14 protein-coding genes and 1 tRNA gene are annotated in these 23262 nt (G+C 51.5%); 3 read left to right on the top strand and 12 right to left on the bottom strand.

From position 1 onward, the window contains the following. Positions 1-24: 24 nt before the first annotated feature. The 6 genes from HY774_15105 to HY774_15080 all read right to left on the bottom strand — a co-directional run bounded on the left by HY774_15105 (position 25) and on the right by HY774_15080 (position 11797). Positions 25-885, bottom strand: a complete 861-nt coding sequence (locus tag HY774_15105) for a PD40 domain-containing protein (protein MBI4749813.1) — start codon at positions 883-885, stop codon at positions 25-27. A 240-nt stretch (positions 886-1125) separates the two neighbouring features. Further along, positions 1126-3660 carry an alanine racemase gene (gene alr, locus HY774_15100; GenBank protein ID MBI4749812.1) on the bottom strand — a complete coding sequence of 845 codons (2535 nt, stop codon included), beginning with the start codon at positions 3658-3660 and terminating at the stop codon, positions 1126-1128. 216 nt (positions 3661-3876) lie between these two features. Then, on the bottom strand, positions 3877-5154 hold the full coding sequence (locus tag HY774_15095; GenBank protein MBI4749811.1) for a HEAT repeat domain-containing protein: 1278 nt from the start codon (positions 5152-5154) through the stop codon (positions 3877-3879). A 28-nt stretch (positions 5155-5182) separates the two neighbouring features. After that, positions 5183-5473 carry a DUF1272 domain-containing protein gene (locus HY774_15090; GenBank protein ID MBI4749810.1) on the bottom strand — a complete coding sequence of 97 codons (291 nt, stop codon included), beginning with the start codon at positions 5471-5473 and terminating at the stop codon, positions 5183-5185. A 246-nt stretch (positions 5474-5719) separates the two neighbouring features. Then, the gene (locus HY774_15085; GenBank protein MBI4749809.1) at positions 5720-9163 is read right to left on the bottom strand and encodes an SNF2 helicase associated domain-containing protein; all 3444 of its coding nucleotides are present in this window, start codon (positions 9161-9163) and stop codon (positions 5720-5722) included. A gap of 534 nt (positions 9164-9697) precedes the next feature. Beyond that, positions 9698-11797, bottom strand: coding sequence for a (Fe-S)-binding protein (locus HY774_15080; protein MBI4749808.1), 2100 nt, complete (start codon positions 11795-11797; stop codon positions 9698-9700). Between the two features lie 569 nt (positions 11798-12366). Between HY774_15080 and HY774_15075 the strand changes: the two genes are divergently transcribed. The 3 genes from HY774_15075 (at position 12367) to HY774_15065 (ending at position 17987) form a co-directional block, all read left to right on the top strand. Continuing rightward, positions 12367-12597 carry a hypothetical protein gene (locus tag HY774_15075; GenBank protein MBI4749807.1) on the top strand — a complete coding sequence of 77 codons (231 nt, stop codon included), beginning with the start codon at positions 12367-12369 and terminating at the stop codon, positions 12595-12597. 97 nt (positions 12598-12694) lie between these two features. Then, entirely contained in the window at positions 12695-14734 is a 2040-nt protein-coding gene (locus tag HY774_15070) for a S9 family peptidase (GenBank protein MBI4749806.1), read from the top strand. Between the two features lie 82 nt (positions 14735-14816). Beyond that, on the top strand, positions 14817-17987 hold the full coding sequence (locus HY774_15065) for a CHAT domain-containing protein (protein ID MBI4749805.1): 3171 nt from the start codon (positions 14817-14819) through the stop codon (positions 17985-17987). A 50-nt stretch (positions 17988-18037) separates the two neighbouring features. Here the strand turns inward: HY774_15065 and HY774_15060 are convergent, their stop codons facing one another. The 6 genes from HY774_15060 to HY774_15035 all read right to left on the bottom strand — a co-directional run bounded on the left by HY774_15060 (position 18038) and on the right by HY774_15035 (position 23119). Next, a complete protein-coding gene (locus tag HY774_15060; GenBank protein ID MBI4749804.1) occupies positions 18038-19372 on the bottom strand; it encodes an MFS transporter in 1335 nt (444 codons plus the stop codon). Positions 19373-19529: 157 nt separating this feature from the next. Next, complete coding sequence (gene era, locus HY774_15055) at positions 19530-20462, bottom strand: GTPase Era (GenBank protein ID MBI4749803.1); 933 nt, start codon at positions 20460-20462, stop codon at positions 19530-19532. Positions 20463-20613: 151 nt separating this feature from the next. Continuing rightward, a complete protein-coding gene (locus HY774_15050; GenBank protein MBI4749802.1) occupies positions 20614-21456 on the bottom strand; it encodes a 1-acyl-sn-glycerol-3-phosphate acyltransferase in 843 nt (280 codons plus the stop codon). 131 nt (positions 21457-21587) lie between these two features. Further along, positions 21588-22346, bottom strand: a complete 759-nt coding sequence (gene surE, locus HY774_15045; protein ID MBI4749801.1) for a 5'/3'-nucleotidase SurE — start codon at positions 22344-22346, stop codon at positions 21588-21590. A 94-nt stretch (positions 22347-22440) separates the two neighbouring features. Continuing rightward, positions 22441-22517, bottom strand: a tRNA-Pro gene (locus HY774_15040). Between the two features lie 47 nt (positions 22518-22564). Continuing rightward, a complete protein-coding gene (locus HY774_15035; GenBank protein ID MBI4749800.1) occupies positions 22565-23119 on the bottom strand; it encodes a MerR family transcriptional regulator in 555 nt (184 codons plus the stop codon). Between the last annotated feature and the right edge of the window lie 143 nt (positions 23120-23262).

Below are 23262 nucleotides of genomic sequence, written 5' to 3'. Positions count from 1 at the left end.
TGTACGGCAAGTACTCTTTTATTTCTAACTTTTTAGCTCAATTACATATACTTCGAAATTTCCATCTCTTTGTGATGAAAATGCGAGTTTCCTTCCATCTCTGGACCAGGTGGGAGAACTCACCTTGTCTGGTTTGCTGGTCAATCGCTCTGGTTTTCCTCCATCAGCATCCATTTGGTAGACATAAATGTGTCCATCTTCTCTGATTGAAACAAAAGCAAGTTTTTTTCCATCTGGTGACCAGTCAGGGCAGAAATCATGCCCGCTATTGTGGGTAAGTCGCCTCACGTCGCTTCCATCCGCATTCATGGAATAAATTTCGTCATTGGTATCACTGGTGTCTCGGCGTGAAAAGAACACGAGTTTTTTACCGTTTGGTGACCACCTGGACCACAGGTCACGCAAAGGATGATTGGTAAGTTGGACAGAGTTTCTGCCATCAATATTCATCACAAAGATATCGAAATTTCCATTTCGATTTTGGGTAAAGGTGATCTTTTTTCCATCTGAGGATATATCTGGGAACATATCATCGCTGTCGTTTTTGGTGAGTCTGGTTTGCTTGGAGCCGTCGGCGTTCATCAGGTAAATTTCTTCGTTTCCGTCTCGATTGCTTTGGAAAATGATGTGTTTGCTATTTGGGCTCCAGGCTGGATTGCGATCTGAAGCTGAATTTGTCGTCAAACGGGTTTGCCCTGAGCCATCTGTTTTCATGACGTAGATCTCAAAATTTCCATCACGATCACTCACAAAGGCGATTTTCTTTCCATCCGGTGACCAGGACGGGTCACGATCAAGTGAAGAATGATGCGAAAGGTTGTACTCAATTGCTGGGCGATGCAATTGAGTTGAAGGCTGGATTTCCTGAGGACAACCTGGAAGCATGGGACTTCCAGGTAGCTTGAGACCGGTGGCAAGAACCAGAGTGAGGCAGAAGCACACCACATTCAAGACATTTAGCCAATTCATTCCTATCAATCCTTCGTCGAAAAAAACAATCAATGCAGCCACTTATGCCGATTTGGGCTGAAGAAAACGGGAACTTTGTCTTGAACCCATTGTCTTCAGCCCCGAGCCTTCGAGTCTTCAGCCCCAAGCCCTCAGCCCACATTCTTCAGCCCCAACTCATTTCACCAGCCCGTTATAGCGATAGCTCCCGGTAAAAATCCGCTGGATGCGCGGCCCCAGCCGGGCGAGTAGTTCATAGGCAATCGTTCCACAGGAATCGGCAATTGCTTCAGGCCGAAGGGAATACCCCGCATATTTCCCGTAAATCAGTACATCCGACCCCACAGCGGCATCCGCAATCTGACTCACATCCACAATCATTGAATCCATCGAAACTCGACCGACAATCGGCGCGCGTTGCCCATTGATCAAGACTGTGCCGCGATTGGACAAACTGACCGGAATGCCGTCGTGATACCCAATCGGGACGACCCCGGCGCGAAACTGGTCATGGGGAACTTCAAATGTTCCGCCGTATCCGATGCGGTGGCCTTTCGGGAGCGTGCGGACTTCCGCCAGCCGACTCACTAGCGATACCGCCAGATCCAGGTCAATTGCCTGTGCGACGGCTTCCGACGGATAGACGCCATAGAGCCCAAGTCCAATCCGAACCATATCAAAGTGGGCCTCGGGAAATCGGGCCGCGCCAGCCGTTGCTCCGGCGTGGCAAATCAGCCGGGTAAAGCCAGCATTTTTGAGTTGCGCGACAACCGATTTGAACTGACTGATTTGAAAGCGGGTAAAGTCATCTTTTTCAGGGTCTTCGGCACAGGCAAAATGCGTGAGAACGCCCGCCAGATGCAATCTCCCACTCTGGGCAATAGCCTGGGCAACCTCAAGTGCCTGTTCGGGTTGTACTCCAAGCCGGCCCATCCCGGTGTCAACTTCAAGGTGGACGTTGATGGTTTTTCCTTGAGTTTGAGCGGCAGTCGCCAGCGGTGTAATACCTTCAGGTGAATACACAATCGGAGTCAGCGCATAGCGCACCACTTTTTCGGCTTCATCCGGAGTACACAGAAAAACCAGAATCGGAATATCCACCCCGACTTTCCGTAGCGACACGCCTTCGTCGGCACTGGCCACCCCAACCGATTCAATCCCCATTTTTTGGAGTTCTTTGGCCAGTCGGGTTGCGTCGCTGCCATAGGCCAGCGCTTTGATCATGGCCAGGATTCGGGTGTTTGGCCCAACGTGGCGTTGAAAGCGGGTGATATTTTCGTTGATGGCTTCCAGATCAACAATAAACCGATTGGGCGCCATCGTTTCCGTGATTTCGCGGGCAATGTCGTTGATGTCGGTATTGCGCGGCCCTTTGACCAGAATCGTATCGCCCCACTTCAGACTGGGAAGCAACCGACTTTTGATTTCCTCAAAATTTCGACAGCGGAGCACCTGGCCGGCAGCCTTTTCACGAAACGCATCTTCAGTCTGATCCAGTTGCCGACTTCCAATCAAAACCAGCGTGTCCACATTGCTTTCGGCGGCGATATACCCGACCTGAGCGTGTTCGACAGCTTCAAGTGGTCCCAGTTCGCGCATCCCGCCGAAGACAAAAATGCGTTTACCCCGGTCATTGCTCATGGTGGCCAGTGTCCGCAGGGCAGAGCGAACGGAAATCGGGTCGGAACTGCACGAATCGTTGATCAGCGTCACGCCATTGGGAGATTTCCAGGTTTCCATGCGGGTTGAGCCAGGGTTATACCCGGTTAAAGCTTCAACAATCATGGCTTCCGGAACCGCAAGGAGGAATCCGGCGCAGGCCGCAATTTCAAGATCCGTCACAATTTCCAGCGATGGGGTGTCAACGAAAAATTCAAACGTCGAGTGGTCTGGAAAATGGAGCGTCAATAACTGGCCATCCTTGGAGGGGTGACGCTGTTCGACAAAGGGAAGATCAGGATTTTTCTGGCCAACCCGGTGGATGCGACATCGGAGCAGTGACAGAGAGGGCTCAAGCAACGGTTCATTTGCGGGCACCAACAGCCAGCCTTCAGGTGGGATATTGGCAAACAATTGCATTTTTTCCTGGGCGATGGCCTCCCGTGAACCAAATGAAGACAGGTGAGCCAGACCGATATTGGTCAAAATGCCAAAGTCAGGTCGGATCATCCGTTCGAGCACCGGCATATCGTTTTTTTCGGAAACGCCAGCTTCAACCAGTGCCAGTTCAACTTCCTGAGGGAATCGAAGGAGTGAGAGCGGCACGCCAAGTTGATTGTTATAGCTCCCTGGACTGGCCGAACATTCATACATCCCGCACAGCACCTGATGGAGCGCATCTTTCACAATCGTTTTCCCATTGCTGCCAGTGATGGCCAGGACTTTGCCTCGGAGTTCATTCCGCCACCACCCAGCCAGTTTTTGGAGGCTGGCCAGCGGGTCATCAACCAGGATCAGCCGTTCGGTGGCCAGTTCCGGATGTTGGGCCGCCCAGGACCGCCGGACGACAGCCGCCACGGCGCCGTTGCGGAGGGCATGACCGACAAAGGCGTGACCATCCACCTGGGAGCCTTTCAGCGCAAAAAACAGCGCATCCTGCTGCACCCGCCGCGAATCAGTGCAAATATTGGTAAATATATGATTTTGAATAATTTCAGTTGATAAATCAGCGTGAGTAATTGAAGCAAATTGGGCAAGGGAAAGGGAATTCATAGGGTTCAGGGTTTGGGGTTCAGGGTTCAGGGTTCAGGGATCAGGGTTCAGGGATCAGGGTTTTCGAACTTTTGTCCTTTCCTAATATCCTTTTCCTGGTATTTGTTTGATGACAGCCCCACGACTGAAAATGGATTGACGACTCGCTACTTGCTACTCGCTACTCGCTCTTCAGTCTTGCTACTCGCTACTCGCTCTTCAGTTTCGCTCTTCACTCTAATTCGTCAATTGCGAATCAAACTCGCCGGAATTGTCGAAAAACGAAGCCTGGGAGCGCTGACGAATGGCACGAATGGCACTGGCGGCCCAGCGGCGGGTGCCTTCACCAAATAAATCCAGCACCTCGTCCACCCCGTCTGGGCCAAGCATGTTCTTGATTCCGGCTTCGGTTGTTTCGTCCAGCATCAGGCTGGTTGGCCGCTGGTGGTCATCCACCAGGAGTTGAAGCGCTGGAATGGCTCGTTCGTCACCGCCGCGTTCTAACGCCCGAATGGACAGTTGGCGAATGTGCATATCCTGACTTTCCAGGAGCACGACCAGAACATCAATCGCCCCTGACGTCCCAAGCTCACCCAGGGCTTCAATGATCCAGCCGAACAATGCCTGATCAAAGGGTTGATCAAACAATTTGAGCAACACTTCGAGGGCGCGTTCGTCCTGGGTGTTGCCAAGACCCAGAATCAATCCTCGAAGCAAATTGGGGTTGTCCACCGACTGGTTGATCAATCTCAAAAGTGTTTCAAAGGCGTTGGTCGCCTTGAGTTTTCCCAGTGCGTGGGCGGCATTGGCTCGCAGGTGGTCAGGTCGCCAGGAATCTTTGAGTACTTCAAACAAAACCGGGATAGCGGAAATATGACCGATTTCAGCCAAATCATACGGAATCAGCGGATCATCAACTTCATTAAGGAGTTGAATGAGCGGAGCAATCGCCGGTTCGCCAAATTTCGGTAGGGAGTAGTGAGCGGCCTTCCAGTGGGTGTGATCAACCAGCGGTGGCTTGAGAAATCTCAGGCAGGGTTCTAGCCCTCGAAGGTCACCAATCTCCCCAAGGCAATAAATAATCTCCGTCGTCACAATTCCTGGGTAGAGAGCGATCAGTCGGTCAAGTTCAGCCAGCAGCGGTTCGACGGCACGTGGATCCCCGATTTTTCCAAGCGCTTCAACCGCCCGAAATTCGGGTTCAGACAGATCGTCTTCATCATCGTTGTCAGGGGAAAGAGGGTGATAGTCACTGAGTATTTCCAGCAGATGAACCACGGCACGCGGGTCACCAATCTGGCCAAGCGCACGAGCCACAACGTCCTGCACATAACGGTCAGGATCCCGCAGCTTTTCTATCAGGAGTTCAACGGCTGCTGGACCCAGCAGCGCCAGTGTTTTCGCCGCTTCATGGATCAATTGGTGATCATGAGCGCGGACCGTGTCGCAGGTTTGATCAATCTGTTCCTGAAGTTCGGCTGCTGAGAACATGGATGGTTTTTGAGAATGAGGCATGCCGCCTACCCTTTTGAGGAAATTCAATTCATCGTTCGGCTGGAGGGATATCCCGCAGTTGTTCGAGCCGCGTTTGGTGTTCTTCGAGGTTGACTGGTTTGAACACCCGTTGCTCAGAAGGCGGATATTTTGCAAGCAATCGGTGTGGGCGAATCGGACGTCGAACCAGGCCGCCGCCGCAATTTGGACACACATTGTGCAAAACAGTATCAACACAATCCACACAAAAAGTGCATTCAAAAGTGCAGATCATGGCGTCAATGGCATTGGGGGGAAGGTCTCGGTCACAGTGTTCGCAGTTGGGTCGAAGTTCAAGCATATAGATATTGAGAATGAAGAATTGAGAATGAAGAATTGAGAATGAAGAATTGAGAATTGAGAGTGAAGAATTGAGAATGAAGAAAGTGGTTAGTAGTTATTTGGTGCTTGGTGCTTAGAAATCAATATTTTCGAAGAAGAACCAAGAACCAAGAACCAAGAACCAAGAACCAAGAACCAAGAACCAAGAACCAAGAACCAAGAACCAAGAACCAGGCACCAACCACATTCTTCATTCTTCATTCACTCAGGAAAGCAGCAGTTCCAGGTCTTCGCGGCCCAGATCACGCAAGGTGGCGCTGTTTTCGCCCAGAATCGCATCCGCCAGATTGCGTTTGTTTTCCTGGAGTTTGAGCACTTTTTCCTCGACGGTATCGCGAGTGATCAGCCGATAGGCAAAGACTTGTTCAGTTTGTCCGATGCGATGCGTTCGGTCAATCGCCTGGGCTTCCACGGCTGGATTCCACCACGGATCAAGCAGAAAGACATATTCCGCGGCGGTGAGATTGAGGCCAAATCCTCCAGCTTTCAGACTGATCAAAAACAACTTGCTTTCTGGATCAGTCTGGAATTTTTCCACCAGTTCACCCCGGTTCTGGGTTTTCCCATCCAGGTACAAATAGGGGATCTTTTCTTTATCAAGCTGTTTGCGAACAATCGAAAGAAAGCTGGTAAATTGCGAGAAAATCAGAGCTTTGTGGCCTTCGTCAACAATTTCGGCAATGTAGGGCAGCAGCACATCCAGTTTGGCGCTTGGTTTGGAAGTCTGTTTGGAGTCAATGAGTCCTGGATGGCAGGCTGCCTGGCGCAACCGGAGCAACCCTTCGAGGATTTGCAGCTTGTTTTTTTGAATGCCTTCGGTTCCGATTTGTCCGAGCAACGTGGCCCGGTAATAGTCGCGCAGTTCCAGATAGTGTTTGCGCTGTTCGGGCTCCATTTCACAATAGATGGTTTGCTCGGTTTTGGTCGGCAAATCTTTGGCCACCTGTTGTTTGGTGCGCCGAAGCAAAAATGGCCGAACAGCTTTGGCCAGTAGCTGGCGCGACTCGACCTGGCGCAAATTGGGATCATCCACGAGTTGCTGAAACACCGAGGCCGTGCCCAAAATCCCTGGGTTCAAAAATTCAAACAGACTCCAAAACTCACCAAGGTGGTTTTCAATCGGTGTTCCGCTCATCGCCAGCCGCCGCCGTCCCTGGAGCAACCTGGCGGCTTTGGAGGTCTCGGTTGAAGCGTTTTTGATGGCCTGGGATTCATCCAAAATCACAAAGTCAAACTGAATGTCTTTGAGTTTGAGAATATCACGCAGCATGGTGCCATAGGTGGTCAAAATGATGTCAAATGCCTGAAATGAATCAAATTCCTGGTCACGACCGGTGCCGACATGCGTGAGTATCTGAAGTTGCGGAGTAAACCGACGGGCTTCTTCTGTCCAGTTAAACAGGAGCGATTTTGGCACCACCACCAGTGATGGGCGCGGGCGACCAGGGGCCGCTTCTTTTTGTTCTTTGGCCGCCTGGAGAAAAGCGAGCACCTGAACGGTTTTTCCCAGTCCCATATCGTCAGCCAGACAGCCGCCAAACCCAAACTGATCCAGAAAATGAAGCCAGCCAAGACCTTCCTGTTGATAAGGGCGAAGTTCCCCGATAAATCCAGGCGGTGGGAGTTGAGCCGCCACCTTATCAAACTGGTGCATCTGATCGCGGAGTTTGATAAATGGTTCATCCACGGCAATTTGAGGCTGGGCCGAGAGGAGCGCATCGAGCAATCCGGCCTGTGACCGCCGAAATTTGATCGTATCTCCTTCGGCCTGACCAACCCCGGTCAACAACCCATATTTGGTCAACCATTCTTCGGGAAGCATCCCAAACGAACCATCGCCAAGTTGCACAAACCGTTCACCACGCCGAAGGGCCGCCAGGAGTTTGGGCAGAGAGGCTACCTGGCCTTCAAAATCAACTTCGGCTTGCAATTCAAACCAGTCAAGGCCCGATTTGACCTGGATTGAAACCTGCCCTGGCGTCCGGTACAACTTTCCTTCGGCTTCCACTCGCCAACCCTGAGCCGTCAGTTTCGAGACCAGTCGGGGGAGTTCTTGAGGAGGGAATTGAAACGAGGTGCTTTTGCCTTTGTGGGTGTCGCGGAAGGTGTGCTCTTCAACTCCAGGGTGCTGGGCGAGAACTTGCACCGCTTGTTTTTCAGCCGTCCGATTCCGCCGGTAAAAATGTTTGGCTTGAGGGTCATAGTGTCCGCCTGAGGCATCATCCACTTTAAACCGGAGTTGATCATAGACAAACTCCAGGTCTCCCTTGAGGATGGCTGATGGGTGGTTTCGTCGAATTGAGAGAAACGGAAGCGGTTCCATTTGACTGATTTGAACCTGGTGTGATGCTGGAAGCTGGAGCGGCGGGGCTGACGGAAGCTGAGTCATTTCCTGGAGAAACGCATCGAGTTCGGTCTCAGGAATCACCAGGGGTTCTTCTCCTCGCAGATGGGCAACCAGCGGAAAGGCCCCATAATGATTAAATTTCGACACCTGGGTGCGGGTGAATAAATAGCCGTCGCTCAAAAGCAAAAGAACTTCTGACGGGGATATTTGTTTTTCCTCACGTTTGAGCAGCAACTGGGTCTCAAAGTCCGATGGCTTGTTCGTCACTCGATTGAGGCCAAGATGAAACTCCCAGGGTTTTTCATGTGGATCCCAGGTAAGCGGACCAATAAATTTTCGCTCACCTTTCGGTTCCTGGACGATAAAAAACCGATTGGTGGCACAGAGTAGAGGGAAGACACGTTCCAGATCATGGCCACCGATATAGTACTGAAGTGGTTTATAGGATTCCCGCCCCAGATATGCCTGGAGGCCGCTCAGGGAGAGGGTGTTGCTGCCCAGGGCATTCATCCCAGCCAGAGTGAGCAGCAACTGGCGGTCTTGTGGGTTCGGATGGACCAGGAAATGTTCTCGTTTCAAATGGGTTTGTTTGGCCTTGCCCCAATCGCCATTTTTCTTTCGCTCCTGATAATACAAGTCAACGGCAATGATTCCAGTTGATTTAATGGTTTCAATATCAAGGACATACAGGAGTTGCCAGTTTTCAGGCCAGATTGGCGTTTTATTGACCTGCTCCCGTGCGACCATCATTTCCTTGAGCGGTACAAAATAGTCTTTCCAGGTCGGTGGTGGCGGGGGAAGGTAGCGACTTTTGCTCTGGTGTGCCAGTTTCGAACCTGAAGACAGCCCCAACCTTTGTGAAAGTTCCCGAACCAGACCAGCGTCGCTGGTCTCATTGAAGAACAGGTCCTCATTCTCATCAAAAAAATCATCATCTTCGGTGTCGTCTTCAAAATCATCTTCAAAGAAGTCTGGGCGGAGTGATGCTGTCCGAATTTTTTGTTGAAGCGTGACTGGCAATGATTGATCAATGCCCATCATCAAGGCCCACAAATGCGCACAGGGGCCCTTTTGAAACTTGGGGCAGGAACACCGGGCAAAGGCCGAGAGTTCAGTTGGTTTTTTGACTTCAAACCTGAGGGTAACGGTCTCGGTTTCCCGGCCATCCTGGATGTCGGAAGCGTAATAATTTTCTTCTATCAGGTCAAAGTCAAAGTTGGGATTCCTGGTGAACTGCGCCCCTCGGGTTCGGATTGGCAATGAAAAATAAACGGTAAACAGTTCCGTAAGTTTAATTTGCATAATGAAGTGCCTGGGTGTGTGACTGGTATTAAGGTTTTAAAATCCAAACTGGTCATTCTAACCTAAAAAGACAAAAGAGGCAGCCAATCTTTGGCTGCCTCTTGAAAATCTGGGGCTGAAGAAAACGGGCTGAAGACTATCGGGCTGAAGACGTTCTTTCACGTGTCAGTTTTTGGTTTTGCACCGCGAAGCGTTGCAGTTCGGATAGCCGGTCGGTTGGCCGCTTTGGGCCTACCACCGGACCTCCAGGCTACTACCATTTTTCTTCCCCCGCATCATCCGCGCCCCCTTGGGGCGCGGATGATGCGGGGGAAGGTTGGGGGCGAACCTTTTTCCGGTGGTAGCTCCCAAAACCTCGCAACCACCGGCTATCCGAACTGCAGCCCTTCGGGATGCTCAATCCAATTCACTCCATGGCTTGTCCTGCAGAGCGCAATCAAGAATCTACACGGGAAAGGCTGAAAAATCGGGCTCAGGGTATGAAACCCGTTATTTTCAGCCCCAAGCCCTCAGCTCAATGTCTTTCGCCCGAAGCTAAACCCGCTTTTCCCCGCCGGCTGCCTGGTCGAGCAGTTCGGCGATGTCAAACACTTTGACCTGGGTGTTTTCATGGGCTTTGACGCCATCGGTGAGCATTGTCATACAGAATGGACAGGCCGAAGCGACAACATCCGGTTTGGTGTCCAGCGCCTGTTTGGCACGCTCGACGTTGACGCGGGTACCGACATTTTCTTCCATAAACATCCGGGCACCGCCGGCGCCACAGCACATTCCTTTATCGCGGGAGCGGTCCATTTCAACCAGTTTCATGCCTCCGATCTGGACCAGTGTCTGGCGCGGAGCTTCATAGACGTTGTTGGAGCGGCCCAAATAACATGAATCGTGATACACGGCGGTGGCTTCGATCTTTTGGGTCAATGTAATGCGGCCAGCCTTGACCAGTTCCGAAAGATACTGGCTGTGGTGCATGACTTCATAGTTGCCACCAAAGTCCGGATACTCGTTCTTGATGGTGTTAAAGCAATGTGGGCAGGAAGTCAGGACTTTTTTCACGCCGTAGCCATTCATGGTCTCGACGTTTTCCTGAATCAGCGATTGGGCGAGATATTCGTTTCCAGCGCGACGGGCCGGGTCACCGGTACATTTTTCTTCTTTGCCCAGAATGGCAAATTTGATATTGGCTTTCTGAAGGAGTCGGGCCACCGATTGGACTACCTTGCGGTAGCGGTCGTCGTAGGAACCAGCGCATCCGATCCAAAACAAAACCTCAATATCTTCGTTCTGGGCCTGGGCCATGGTCTTGATGTTCAGGCCCTCTGACCAGTCGGCCCGGGCGGCGTGACTAAACGCCCAGGGCGAATATTTGTTTTCGAGGTTGTTAAATAAGGTTTGCAGTTCCCCAGGGAAGTCGGCTTCGTTCATCACCAGGTTCCGGCGCATGTCCAGAATGGTTGGAACGTGCTCGATGTTGACCGGACATTCCTGCATACACGCCTGGCAGGTCGTGCAGGACCAGAGTTCTTCAGGGGTGATAAATTTTTCGCTGATGAGTTTTTCAGCCAGGATATCTTTGGCGGAATGTCCATTTTTGGACTCGCCATTCCCATTTTCAGCCGATGCCCCGCCCGCTTTTTTCAGATCAACCAGAATCGGGCCCTTTTCCATCAACCGGTCGCGGATATCCATCATGATTTTGCGCGGTGAAAGGGGCTTGCCGGTCAAATTGGCCGGGCACACCGAGGTGCAGCGCCCGCATTCGGTGCAGGTCAGGCTGTCGAAAAGTTGTTTCCAGGTGAAATGTTCAATGTCAGAAGCACCAAAGACCGGTTCTTCTTCGGCTTCCATCGCTTCAAAGTCCATTTTCTTCAGCGTGCCACGTGATTTGAGCGAGGTGAAGAACACATTGGGGACTGAGGTCAGCACGTGAAGGTGCTTTGAGAAGGGGAGATAATTCAAAAAGCCGAACACCGTGAAAATATGCACCCACCACGAAGCTTCAAACAGAATGTGAGTCGTGCTGGGTGACATTTTCGGCTCAATGACTTTAGCCAGTTGTTGCGAAACCGTGCGCCCCGAAATATCGCGGGTGATGCGTTTTTCTTCCGTTGGAGCAAACGAGTTGGCCAGAAACATCGAGACCATCAAGGTAATGATCATCAGAAGCACGATGGTGGCGTCCATCCGGCTGTCCGGCTTCATTTCAACACCACTAAATCGTTTTGGTGGAGCCACATACCGTCGAGCAAGCAACAAAACGGATGCCAGCAGCACGCAACCGCCAAATACTTCCTGGAGCCAGGTCAGCACATAAAACAGGTCGTTGCCCAAAACCAGCCGATAGGAAAACCGACTATAAAATCCTTCAAGGATAGCCTCGATGGTGCCAATGGTCAGAACCATAAAGCCCCAGAAAATCAGCAAGTGCAAAAATCCGGCCAGCGGATCGCGCAAAATTTTCTGTTGAGCGATGGCGATGCTGAGCATATTTTTGATGCGCTCGCCCGTGTTATCAAGACGATTACCAGGCTCAGGTTTGCCAAGTTGTAGAATCTCAAAGATTTTGCGACTGTTGAATAGAAACAGACCAACTGAAGCGAGAAAAACAGCAATGAAAATGAAGTTTCCTGCAGTCATGCGGGGTACTCCGTCCCTTCTCGAATTGGATTGGATTGGATTTTGTAGGTTCTTTGGTAGCTGAATGATGGTTCATTCATCCTACTATAAACCACCACTGCTCTTCCAGGGGCACTATTTGATTTTTTTCCGGAATTGAAACTGTCGGAGAGTTTTTGAAACGCGGCGCAACTATACATCAGCCCGCACTGGTTGTCATACCAATTATGAAGTATGAAGCATAAAGCATGAAGTATTGAACTCTCTGTTTTTGAAAGGGTTAGGTCATAATTTCTATTCGGAAAATATCTGGAAAAACACTGCCGGTTTGGTGCGATGTCGGCCTCGTCGCCCGGTTTTCCACTAGCTGCCAGCGGCAAACCCGGATTCGACTTGCCAGAAGCCCTTGCCACCCTGTACTTTAGCTCTTCTAAGTCAGTCGTCAGTCGTCAGTAGCCAAAACCCGGATAGCTGAATCCGTGGATTTCTTGAAAAGCATTGTTCCTAAATAACTCAAATAGAACCAAATCCACCTGGCAGACCTTCAAAATCCCAACATTTGACTACTGACGACTGATGCCAGTTAAGGGTTGAAGTGGTGGTTGGTCCTCATCCCCGTTGGGATGGAGCCAGGTGAGCCGGTGGTCAGCGTCGCTTTGGGCGCGCCACCACCGGATGCGGGTCAGTTCCAGATTGCCCCCGCCCGGCCAGCCGCCGCCTACGGCGGCTGGCCGGGCGGGGAAAAGGAGGGAAATGACCCGAATTCCCAGGGCTCGAAGACTCGCCCTGGGCTACGAGCCGGCGCCCACTTCGTGGGCTGAGAACCAAAACGGCTTCAACTCTTAACTGGCACTACTGACTACTGACTACTGACCACAATCTTTTTTCAGGAGGAATTCTATGTTTCGTGGCGTCAAAATGCTCGTGACAGCCTTTGGCCTGAGCCTGGCTGTTGTTTTGAGCACAGGAACTGCACTGGCGCAAAAGCAGCGACCAATGGAGTTTGGCGATATGTTGCGCCTCAAGCGCGTCGGCAGCCCGGCCCTGTCCCCCGATGGGAAGTGGCTGGCATTTTCGGTTTCAGCCATTGACCGAAAATCCCAAAGTTCAAATTCGGATATCTGGATTATGCCGGCGGGTGGCGGTCCGGCACGCCAATTAACAACATTCGAAAAAGCTGACAGCGAACCCTGCTGGTCACCTGATAGCCAGTCTATCGCGTTTGTCTCAACCCGTGGCGGTTCATCCCAAATCTGGATGCTCAGCCTGCAGGGCGGCGAGCCGCGCAAAGTAACCGATTTCTTCACCGATGTTTCCGGGTTAATCTGGTCACCAGATGGAAAATCAATGGCCTTCACGGCTGAGATTTATCCAGATTGTCCGCTCAATGATGCCGAATGCAACAAGAAGAAATATGAAGAGGCGGAAGAAAGCAAAGTCAAAGCCAAAACTGCCACGCAGTTGCTCTATCGGCACTGGACAAGCTGGAAAGAAGGCCGTCGCTCGCATATTTTTGTGGTTTCGGCTGATTCCGGTCAGGTCAAAGATGTGACGCCCGGCGATTTTGATTCACCACCGTTTAGCATCGGCGGCGCCGACTATGCCTTTTCAGCCGATGGCAAAGAACTTGCCTTTGCCCGCAACACTGATGGCCGTGAAGAAGCCTGGAGCACCAACAACGACATCTTCGTGGTGCCGGTCACTGGTGGCGAACCAAAGCGCATTTCAACCAGCAAAGGTTCAGACATTAACCCGCGCTACTCGCCAGACGGAAAATACCTGGCCTGGCTGTCACAGGCGACACCCAAGTTTGAAGCCGACAAACGCAATCTAGTGCTCTATGACCGGACCACGAAACAGGCACGAATGTTGACTGAGACCCTGGACCTTTCGGTTGATGAAATCAACTGGTCACCTGACAGTTCAAAAATCTACTTTGGCTGCGAAGAAAAAGGCCAGGGCCCGATTTATGTGGTGTCGGTGAAGGGAAATGACGCCAAACCGGTGTTTTCCAAGGGCTCAAACCATGAATTCAACATTTCGAATGACGGAAAAACGGTCTATTTCACCCACAACACGCTGACCAGCCCGTCAGAAATCTACAGCCTGAGTGCGGATGGCAGCGGCCAGCCAAAGAAACTGACCAGCTTTAATGACGAAGCCCTGGCCGAAATTGACTTCGGCAAGGTCGAAGAACTCTGGTCGGAAGGTGACGGTGGTGCGAAAGTCCACTCCTGGGTGGTCAAACCGCCGAAGTTTCGTGAGGGAAAGAAATACCCGACGATTTTCCTGATTCACGGCGGACCGCAAGGCGCCTGGAACAACGGCTGGAGCTACCGCTGGAATCCGCAATTGTTTGCTGCGCCCGGCTACGTTGTGGTCGCGATTAACCCACGTGGTTCAACCGGTTACGGCCAGCAATTCACCAATGAAATCAGCAAGGATTGGGGTGGTAAAGTTGTTACAGACATCAATGGCGCGATTGATGCGGCCATCAAACAGGGCTCTGTTGATCCTGACCGGATGGGCGCGGCTGGCGGAAGCTACGGCGGCTATATGGTCAACTGGTTGCTGGGTCATTCAAACCGCTTCAAAGCGCTGGTGTCGCACGCTGGCGTCTATAACCTCGAAAGCATGTATGGCGTGACCGAAGAACTCTGGTTTGCCGAATGGGAATTTAACGGCAACCCGTGGGACAATCCGGAACTGTTCGAAAAATGGTCGCCGCACAAATCAGCCAAAAACTTTAAGACCCCGACACTGGTTATCCACGGCGAACTTGACTATCGCGTGCCGATTGACCAGGGAATGCAGTTGTTTACCGCGCTCCAACGCCAGGGGGTTCCATCAAAGCTGGTCGTCTATCCGGATGAAGGCCACTGGATTTTAAAACCAGCCAACAGCCGATTCTGGTACAAAAACGTCCACGAATGGTTTGCAACCTACCTGAAACCGTAACCAACATCGAGGAGCAAATTTCGAACTGGGATTTGCTCCTCGTTTCCTTTTTGGAGTGCGTGAATTTGGAAAGGAAAAAGAGATGTCAAATTTTCACCCCCAACACGTTCCAATTGCTTTTCCCGATTTTCATGGAAAGGCAAAGATTCAAATTCCTATATCAAACAATCTATTTATTTTAAGCATCGTTTTTTGTCTAACGATTGGATGTGTTCACAGTGTATTTGGACAAACTTCGCCAGCAAGCAGTGCCAATTCAACAGGACAACCGGCTCTGTCGGATTCAGATGAAGCCAGTCAAAAGGCGACCAAACTGGTCGAAGAAGCCAAACAGATCCTTCAGGAACGGACGCGACCCAATTTAGAACGGGCGGTCACGCTGTTTCAGCAAGCCCTGACCCTCTGGCAAACCGCCAAAAACCGTGCCGAAGAGGCCCGAACACTCAATGAAATCGGATTGCTCCTTGACGAGTTAGGGAAAAAGCCCGAAGCCCTGGAGGTGTATGGACAGGCACTCCCCATCTGGCGTGAAACCGACAATGACCAGGGGCAGGCTGAGGTTCTGGCCAACTCAGGCAAGGTTTTTGATGATATTGGCCAGAAACAGAAGGCCATTGAAAACTATGAACTTGCCTTGCCGCTCTTTCGCAAAGTCGGTGATAAAACCGGTGAGGCCATTACCATCAATAACTTAGGCAAGGTTTACAACAATCTGGGCGAAAAAGTAAAAGCCCTGGAGTACTACACCCAGGCGCTTGAAGCCCTGCAACAACTTGGTGAATTGCAAACCGTGGCCGCCGTCAGCATCAACCTGGGCGTGATGTATCGCTCAGTTGGTGAATTTCAAAAATCGCTCGAATCCTATAACCGGGCACTGGCAATTTTGGAAAATACCAAAGGGTCGCGGCCCAAAGCCTTTGCACTTGACGCGAAAGGCTATCTCTTTGATGCACTTGGAGATAAAGAAAAAGCGTTTGAGTATTACGAAGATGCGCTGGGAATGTGGAAGGCAATTGGCAACAAACAGGGCGAAGGGGTGACGCTGGCACATATTGGGAATTACTACGCCAGCCAGGGATTTACGGCCCAGGCGCTTGATTACTACAAGCAATCACTGGCTTTGAGCGAGGGCGCCAAAGATCGCAAGTGGATTATGTTCACCTTGAATTTTATTGGCCAGGCTCTCCTGAAAGAGCAAAAAGCCCAGGAAGCGGTTTCCTATCACGAACAGGCACTCGGGATTGCGCGTGAAGTTCGGGACGTGAATTTGCAAGCCTTTTCTCTCAACCGGCTTGGAATTGCTTTGCTCACCCAGGGAAATCTGGAAAAAGCCGCCGAATCATTTCAAAAGGCGCTTGAACTCAGTCAACAAGTCGGTGACCGGGCGGAGCAATCTGATTCGCTGTTTGGGTTGGCAAAAGTGAACCTGCGACAGGGAAAACAGGAGGATGCTCGCACCAGACTTGAACAGGTCATTTCACTGGTCGAAAACACACGGGCCCAACTGACCCAGGAGTTTCGGACCAGCTACTTTGGGAAATCTCAACCATATTACCGGCTTTACATTGATGTGTTGATGCAACTTCACAAGGAAAACCCGAAAGTGGGCTATGACCGTCAGGCATTTCAAGTGAGCGAACAGTCGCGGGCGCGGAGTCTGCTGGAGTTGTTGTCGGAAAGCAATGTGAACATTCGCGAAGGTGTTGACCCAAAGCTGGTGACTCGGGAAACCGAACTCCGGCAACGGTTAACGGGCAAGTTTGAGCGGCTGGCACGATTGCTTACCACTCAGTTCACTCCTGAACAGGAAATCGCCGCCAAGAAAGAAATTGACGAAGTCACAGCAGAATACCGGCAGGTACAGGATCAGATTCGCGCTACAAGTCCCCGCTATGCCGCCTTAACTCAACCGCAAACCCTCAACGTTGAGGAGATTCAGGATTCATTGCTTGATTCTAAAACGGTGCTGGTCGAGTACGCACTGGCTGAGACCCGCAGTTACGCGTGGGTGATTACCCCAACCGAATTTCTGAGCTTTGAATTACCGAAACAGTCCGAGATCGAAGCGCTGGCCGAAGAAGTCTATCAACTCCTCCGCCGCCCAACAGCCGAACTGTCAGATTTCTTGCCTGATCGAAAACTTGTGTTGTCTGGCTCGACCCTTCACGTTCCAAAAGAGAAGCAAAATCTCAAAAAATACAGGGATGAGTTATCAATTGTGATGACTCAGGATTTGGAACAACTTGCCGGAATGGTGCTTCAGCCACTGGCGGGGAAGCTTGGTCGTGGACGGGTGCTGATTGTGCCGGATGGGGCGTTGCAATACATTCCGTTTGGCTGCCTGCCGGTGAAGAAAGCGTCGCGTTCCAGGCAAACTGCTTCCCGGTTGCTGGTGGCTCAGAACGAAATCGTGATGTTGCCATCGGCTTCCGCACTCTCAATTCTGAGAAAAGAAACAGCGGGAAGAGTCGCCCAACCGGTGTCGGTGGCTATCGTGGCCGATCCGGTCTTTGACCCACGGGATGAACGATTTCAAGGAAAGTCAGTGACTGACTCCCAGGCATCAGCCGAATCGGTGACGCTTTCAGCCCAAAAGCGCATCTACAATCGCATCTTGGAGCGCGAAAAAGAGACTGGTAAAGCCGAAGGGGCGCAAGGGGTTGTGAACCTGCAGATTCCCCGGTTGCCATTTACCAGGGTCGAAGCTGATCAAATCTCAAAGCTGGTCGGCGCCAAAAACAGCACCCGTCTGGTGAGCTTTGCCGCCAATCGTCAGGCAATTACCAGCGGAGAATTAAGTAAATATTCCTACATCCATCTGGCAACTCACGGGTTAATTGATGCTGATCGGCCTGATCTTTCAGCCCTGGTTTTTTCACTGATTGATGAAACTGGAAAGCCGGTGGACGGCTATTTACGGGCGCTTGATATCTATAACCTGTCGCTTCCAGCCGAACTGGTGGTGCTTTCCGCCTGTGAAACCGGGCTTGGGAAACAGATTAAGGGCGAAGGGATGGTTGGATTGACGCGTGGTTTTATGTACGCCGGTGCCAAACGGGTTATTGTGAGTCTCTGGAGCGTCAATGACGAAGCCACTGCCAGCTTGATGACCAGTTTTTATCGAAAAATGATCAACCAGAAACAATCTCCGGCAGCGGCTTTGCGAGCGGCTCAACTGGAAATGCTTAAAAATCCAAAGTGGAAAGCCCCGTTTTACTGGGCGCCGTTTATGATTCAGGGGGAATTCAGATAAGTCAGTACCACTTGTGTCAGCGAGTGGGTTGAGAAAAAATCCCCACCCGCTCACGCAGGCGGTACTGACTTTTTGAGAAGGGGAATAGCAGCGATGGCACCGACTGCCGCGAGCCAGAATGGCGCGTTAGGGCTGATGTAATCCCACAGAATTCCAGCGACCAGACTGGCAACGAGCGTCCCAAAGCTGGCAAGCATGGTTTGCAGTCCAATCGCTTTGCCACGGTCTTCGTTCGGTACAAGATCTGCCATCCAGGCTTTGGCAATTCCTTCAGTTGCTGCCGCATACAGACCATAGAAGGCAAAGAGCACCCAGGCGTGCCAGGATTGGGTCAACAAGGCGAAGCCGGCATACACCACGGCGTAGAGAACCAGTCCACTCACCAGCACGCGTCGTTTTCCAAATGAATCCGCCAGTACGCCCAGTGGATAAGCCGCCAGTGCATACACCAGATTATAAAAGACATACCCGCCAATCGCCGCTGCCGTCGAAAATCCAACTTTTCCAGCTTTCAAAATCAAAAACACGTCGCTGCTGTTGACGAAGGCAAAGAGCGTCAGGCCAATGACGATGCGTTTATAGGCCGCCGGTGACGCTGACCAGTAGGAAAAAACCGCAAACGGAGCAAAAGGTTTGGTGTCGGATTTGGGAGTGAAGGGAACTTCGGAGACAAAAAAGGTGGCGATTACCGCCAGAATCGAGGGGATAAACGCCAGCAGGTACAATTCACGAAAGGCGTTTGGATACAGGACTAGAAACCCAAGCGCCAGAAGCGGTCCAAGTGCGGCGCCCAGCGTATCCATTGCCCGATGAAATCCAAAGACGGCGCCTTGAGATTTCTTCCCTCCATAGCTGGCCAGCAGTGCATCCCTTGGCGCCGAGCGCATCCCTTTTCCAAGCCGGTCAGTGATTCTTCCGGTGACGACACCTCCAACTGTTGTCCAGATGCCTGGAAGCGGCTTGGCCAGTGCCGACAGGGCATATCCAGCCCGGACAAATCCGGCCCGCGACCCTTTACGGTCTGAAAGTGCGCCGAAATAGCCTTTCAAAAGCCCGGAGATAAATTCAACAAACCCTTCCAATGCACCAATTAAGACTGTTGAAGCACCAAGACTTTTCAAAAAAAGCGGTGCCACCGGATAGAGCATCTCACTGGCAATGTCAGTAAAGAGGCTCACCAGTCCGAGAATCAGGATGGGTTTGGTGATGTGGGGAAAGTATTTGCGCACAATGAAAAACCCATTGGGCTGAAGAACGGGGCTGAGGGTATAGGGCCATAAGCGCCAGGATAAGGGTTTGAGGCCCGAAGGGTCGTCGTTTAATAGCCGTGGTGCGAAGCCCACGGTCCCGGTCAGATCGAGATCCAAGCCCTGCAAGGGCGACATAAAAGACAAACGGATGGTTCAAATTTTCCTTATCCTGGCGTTTATGGGGTATAGGGCTGAGGGCTAAAGGCACCGGGCTGAAGAAATCGGGCTGAAGCATTGGTTTTATTTCATCCCTCATCCTTCATCCCTCATCCCTTCAATTGCCCCAAGTCTGCTATTCGCTGCCAAGCTTCTCAATTCCCATCAGATCCAGCATGCGTTCGTCATTGCGCCAGTGTGGTTGAACTTTGACAAAGAGTTCGAGGAAGATTCGGGTGTCGAGCATTGCCTCAATGTTTTTGCGAGCCGCAATGGCGATTTTTTTCATATTGGCACCGCCTTTGCCGAGCACAATGGCGCGTTGGGATTCGCGTTCGACATAGATCACACAGGCCAGATGAACCACGCCATTTGGGCGGGTTTCCCATTGTTCGGTCATCACGGCAATCGAGAAGGGAAGTTCCTGTGAGAGCGCCCGCAGGGCCTGCTCGCGAATCAATTCGGCCACCAGCATGCGGTCGGTCTGGTCGGTCAGCGCATCTTCTTCAAACAAGTGCGGCCCAACTGGCAGGTATTCAAGGATTTTCTGGGTCAGGAGTTTGGTATTGTCGCCTTTGAGACCTGAAAGTGGAATGAATTCCGCAAATTCGTATTCATTTCGGTAGAACTCCATCAACTTCAAAAGGGCGGTTTTATCAACAACCTTGTCAATTTTGTTGAGCAGCAAAAATGTCGGTTTGCCAGCCTCTTTGACCATTTCCAGGACAAACTTATCGCCATTGCCGGTTGAAACCGACGCATCACGCAGCAGGAGCAAAAGGTCAACGGTTTGAATGGTATCAAGCACTGCCTGCATCATTCGTTTGTTGAGTTTATAGCCTGGTTTGTGAACGCCGGGCGTGTCCACAAACACAATTTGACCTTCATCAGGCAAGGTCACAATGCCCTGGATTCGCGTTCGGGTGGTTTGGGGTTTATCGGAAACAGCGGCGATTTTTTCACCGACCAGGTGGTTGATCAGCGTTGATTTACCAGCGTTTGGGCGGCCAAGAATGCCAACAAAGCCAGATCGAAATGAAGCCGGAGTGGTCTCCTCATCCTCATCCATTTCAACTTCTGAGGGTTCATCTTCATCTTCGAGATCCTCAGCCTCAGCCTCATCAGCGTCATCGGCCTCAACTTCAATTTCCTCGGTTTGGTCGGGTTCAACTTCGAGTTCAACTGCTGGTTCGGTGTCAGTGAGTTCGACTTCGGGTGAATCATTCGGTTGTGGAGGGTTCGTCATGGATTTCCTGGGAAACTGATTCAAAGACTTCGTTGAATCGGGTTGAGGCTGTAACCGGGGTCGGCGGTACCATTTCGGCTGGAATTGCAGTTCGGCTGCCAGCCGCTTTGGCGTCAGCGTTAAGTTCATAAAACATTTCAATCACCCGACTCCAGCACGCCTGGGCAAACCGATCAGCCGTCGGATAGTCGGCACATCGCATGGGGGGATCCAGCTTGATGCGGACATCACTGGTCAAGTCGGTGAGCACATTTTTTGAGCCATGAATGGCCATGGGAATCACATCAACCTTCTCCGTCCAGGCCGCTGCCATCATCGAGAGGTACGGTTCAGCTTTGGGAATTCCGGTTTTGCTGCGGGTGCCTTCAGGGAAAATATAAATCGAATTTACATTTTTGATTCGCCGGAGGGTTTCATAGACTACCTTTTTGCGGGCAATCGGGTCTGATCGATCAAACGACACATTTCCCGACATCCAACCCGCCCAGCCAATGATCGGCACCTTCATGACTTCTTTTTTTGCCACAAACGGAAGTGGGTACACCGTGACCAGAATCGGGATATCCGCCATGCTCAGGTGGTTGCAAATATAGAGGTGATGTTGTTCATACTCGCCTCCGATATATTCGCGACCCGTAACCTGAACCGTGGCTCCAAAAAGCAGCTTTAATGAATTGGCAAATCCAAACCACGGGTAAAACATGACTTTGCGCCGCCCTTTAGGCGAAAGAGGCAGGGCAATCACCAGTGGAATCGAAAAGAAGATGGCCGAGAGCACCATCATAACCGCGAGTCGGATGGCAGTAATGAATTTCATGTGATTCCCCCTGTATGACAAAGTGACAAGGTGACAAGGTGACAAGGTGACAAGGTGACCAGGTGATTTGTTCTGGCTCTTTGATTGACTACTCGCTACTCGCTACTCGCTATTTCGCTATTTCGCTCAATTTAGTCAAGTTCCGGCGTAATGTCGCCCCAATGCCTGAGTTTGGCCAGTGCCTGATGATCGGTCAAATCATTGCGAAGCGGCGTGATTGAAATAAAGCCCTCGTGAATGGCTTCAAAGTCAACGCCAGGCACTTCGTGCCAGGATACACTGTCTTCCCCAATCCAAAAATATTTCATCCCACGCGGGTCACGACCTTCAACAATCGCGGTGGCGGCGATTTTGCTGCCGGTTGGGGTGATTTTCACGCCTTTGATGTCACCAGGTGGAATGTTGACATTGAGCAGGGTGCCTTTGGGTAAGCCTTCGGTCAGGACTTTTTGGGCAATCTGGCGGGCAAATTTGGCGGCCTTTTCAAAATTGAATTTCTCACGCCCAACCTGTGAGATGGCAATGCTGGGGAGGCCGTAAATCGAACCTTCAAGGGCACCCGCCACCGTGCCAGAATAGGTCACGTTGTCACCCAGATTGGCGCCCCGGTTGATTCCCGACACCACCAAATCCGGCCAGGGCTGGTCTTTCAAAACTTGATTGAGGGCTAAAACGACACAGTCCGTGGGAGTGCCGTCCACCCGATACCAGTTGGGGCGAACTTCAATAATCCGGAGTGGCCGGATCAAGGTCAGCGAATGCGAGGCGGCGCTCATTTCAGAAGAAGGCGCCACCACCATGACGTCTCCGAGTTGTTCCAGTTCCTGAGCCAACCGGACAATGCCTTCAGAAAAAATCCCATCGTCATTGGTAACCAGAATGCGAGTCATCGAACACCCTTTGAAAGTAAAAAAGGTGAGCCGCGCGAAGAATTGCCCGTAGCTCACCTCAAGAAAACTACCACTGTTGTGTGTGCAAATTTGATGGTCGGGACGACTGGATTCGAACCAGCGACCTCACGCACCCCAAGCGTGCGCGCTACCAGGCTGCGCCACGTCCCGACAAGGAAAATCCAGGATGACAAAGAGAACTTTGGCTTATAGCACTCCTACCTCAGCAATGTCAATAAAGCTTCCAGTTCGGTCCGAATCTTGCGTAATGCGGCTTTTTGTTCTACCGAGAACTGGCCTGGGGGTGTTTCCTCAAATTCCGACCCTACAATCGTGAGTGTTTCCAATTCAGCCGGAGGTGTGGGCAAGGGAGGTTCACTGGCGATTTCAGCGACTGGTCCCGCCATTTCAATCGTCACTGGCGGTGGCGGCTCAACTGGCGGTGCCGGGCGGGCAACTTCTGTTGGGCGCTCCATTGGGACGACCTTCAGTTTTGAGCCAGACCGCATTTCCTGCGCCAGCCGTTTTTTCGCGCCGGCGATGGTAAAGCCTTCTTCTTCGCGCAATGCCTTGATTCGCATGGCGATTTCGACATCACGCCGCCGATAGACCCGTTGTCCGGCCTGATTTTTTTGTGGTGTGAGTTGCGGAAACTCCTGTTCCCAATAGCGGAGCACGTGTGGTTCAACCTCAACCAACTCGCACACTTCGCCGATTTTGAAAAACAGTTTGTCCGGAATCTGCTTATTGATTTGCACTTTGGGTTGCGTCATGTCGCACCTGTGTTGGATGGTGAATATGATGAGGGATAAGTGATGACCCCTTGTACGACATAAGGCTAAATCTGGCAGGATGTTACGGAGAGTGATAAAAAATGTCAATGGGGACTTGGGATTGATCTTCCCCTGTCTTTCAG

This window comes from Acidobacteriota bacterium, assembly GCA_016208495.1.
Taxonomy (GTDB): domain Bacteria; phylum Acidobacteriota; class Blastocatellia; order Chloracidobacteriales; family Chloracidobacteriaceae; genus JACQXX01.
Note: the sequence above shows the minus strand (reverse complement) of the source record. Positions and strands in the feature narration are given on the sequence as shown.

Coding starts and splice junctions, on each gene's coding strand:
- HY774_15050 (MBI4749802.1), bottom strand. CDS start 21,456: ATGAAATTCATTACTGCCATCCGACTCGCGGTTATGATGGTGCTCTCG.
- surE (MBI4749801.1), bottom strand. CDS start 22,346: ATGACTCGCATTCTGGTTACCAATGACGATGGGATTTTTTCTGAAGGC.
- HY774_15065 (MBI4749805.1), top strand. CDS start 14,817: ATGTCAAATTTTCACCCCCAACACGTTCCAATTGCTTTTCCCGATTTT.
- HY774_15105 (MBI4749813.1), bottom strand. CDS start 885: ATGCTTCCAGGTTGTCCTCAGGAAATCCAGCCTTCAACTCAATTGCAT.
- HY774_15090 (MBI4749810.1), bottom strand. CDS start 5,473: ATGCTTGAACTTCGACCCAACTGCGAACACTGTGACCGAGACCTTCCC.
- HY774_15095 (MBI4749811.1), bottom strand. CDS start 5,154: ATGCCTCATTCTCAAAAACCATCCATGTTCTCAGCAGCCGAACTTCAG.
- HY774_15070 (MBI4749806.1), top strand. CDS start 12,695: ATGCTCGTGACAGCCTTTGGCCTGAGCCTGGCTGTTGTTTTGAGCACA.
- HY774_15085 (MBI4749809.1), bottom strand. CDS start 9,163: ATGCAAATTAAACTTACGGAACTGTTTACCGTTTATTTTTCATTGCCA.
- HY774_15035 (MBI4749800.1), bottom strand. CDS start 23,119: ATGACGCAACCCAAAGTGCAAATCAATAAGCAGATTCCGGACAAACTG.
- HY774_15060 (MBI4749804.1), bottom strand. CDS start 19,372: ATGTCGCCCTTGCAGGGCTTGGATCTCGATCTGACCGGGACCGTGGGC.
- alr (MBI4749812.1), bottom strand. CDS start 3,660: ATGAATTCCCTTTCCCTTGCCCAATTTGCTTCAATTACTCACGCTGAT.
- HY774_15080 (MBI4749808.1), bottom strand. CDS start 11,797: ATGACTGCAGGAAACTTCATTTTCATTGCTGTTTTTCTCGCTTCAGTT.
- era (MBI4749803.1), bottom strand. CDS start 20,462: ATGGATGAGGATGAGGAGACCACTCCGGCTTCATTTCGATCTGGCTTT.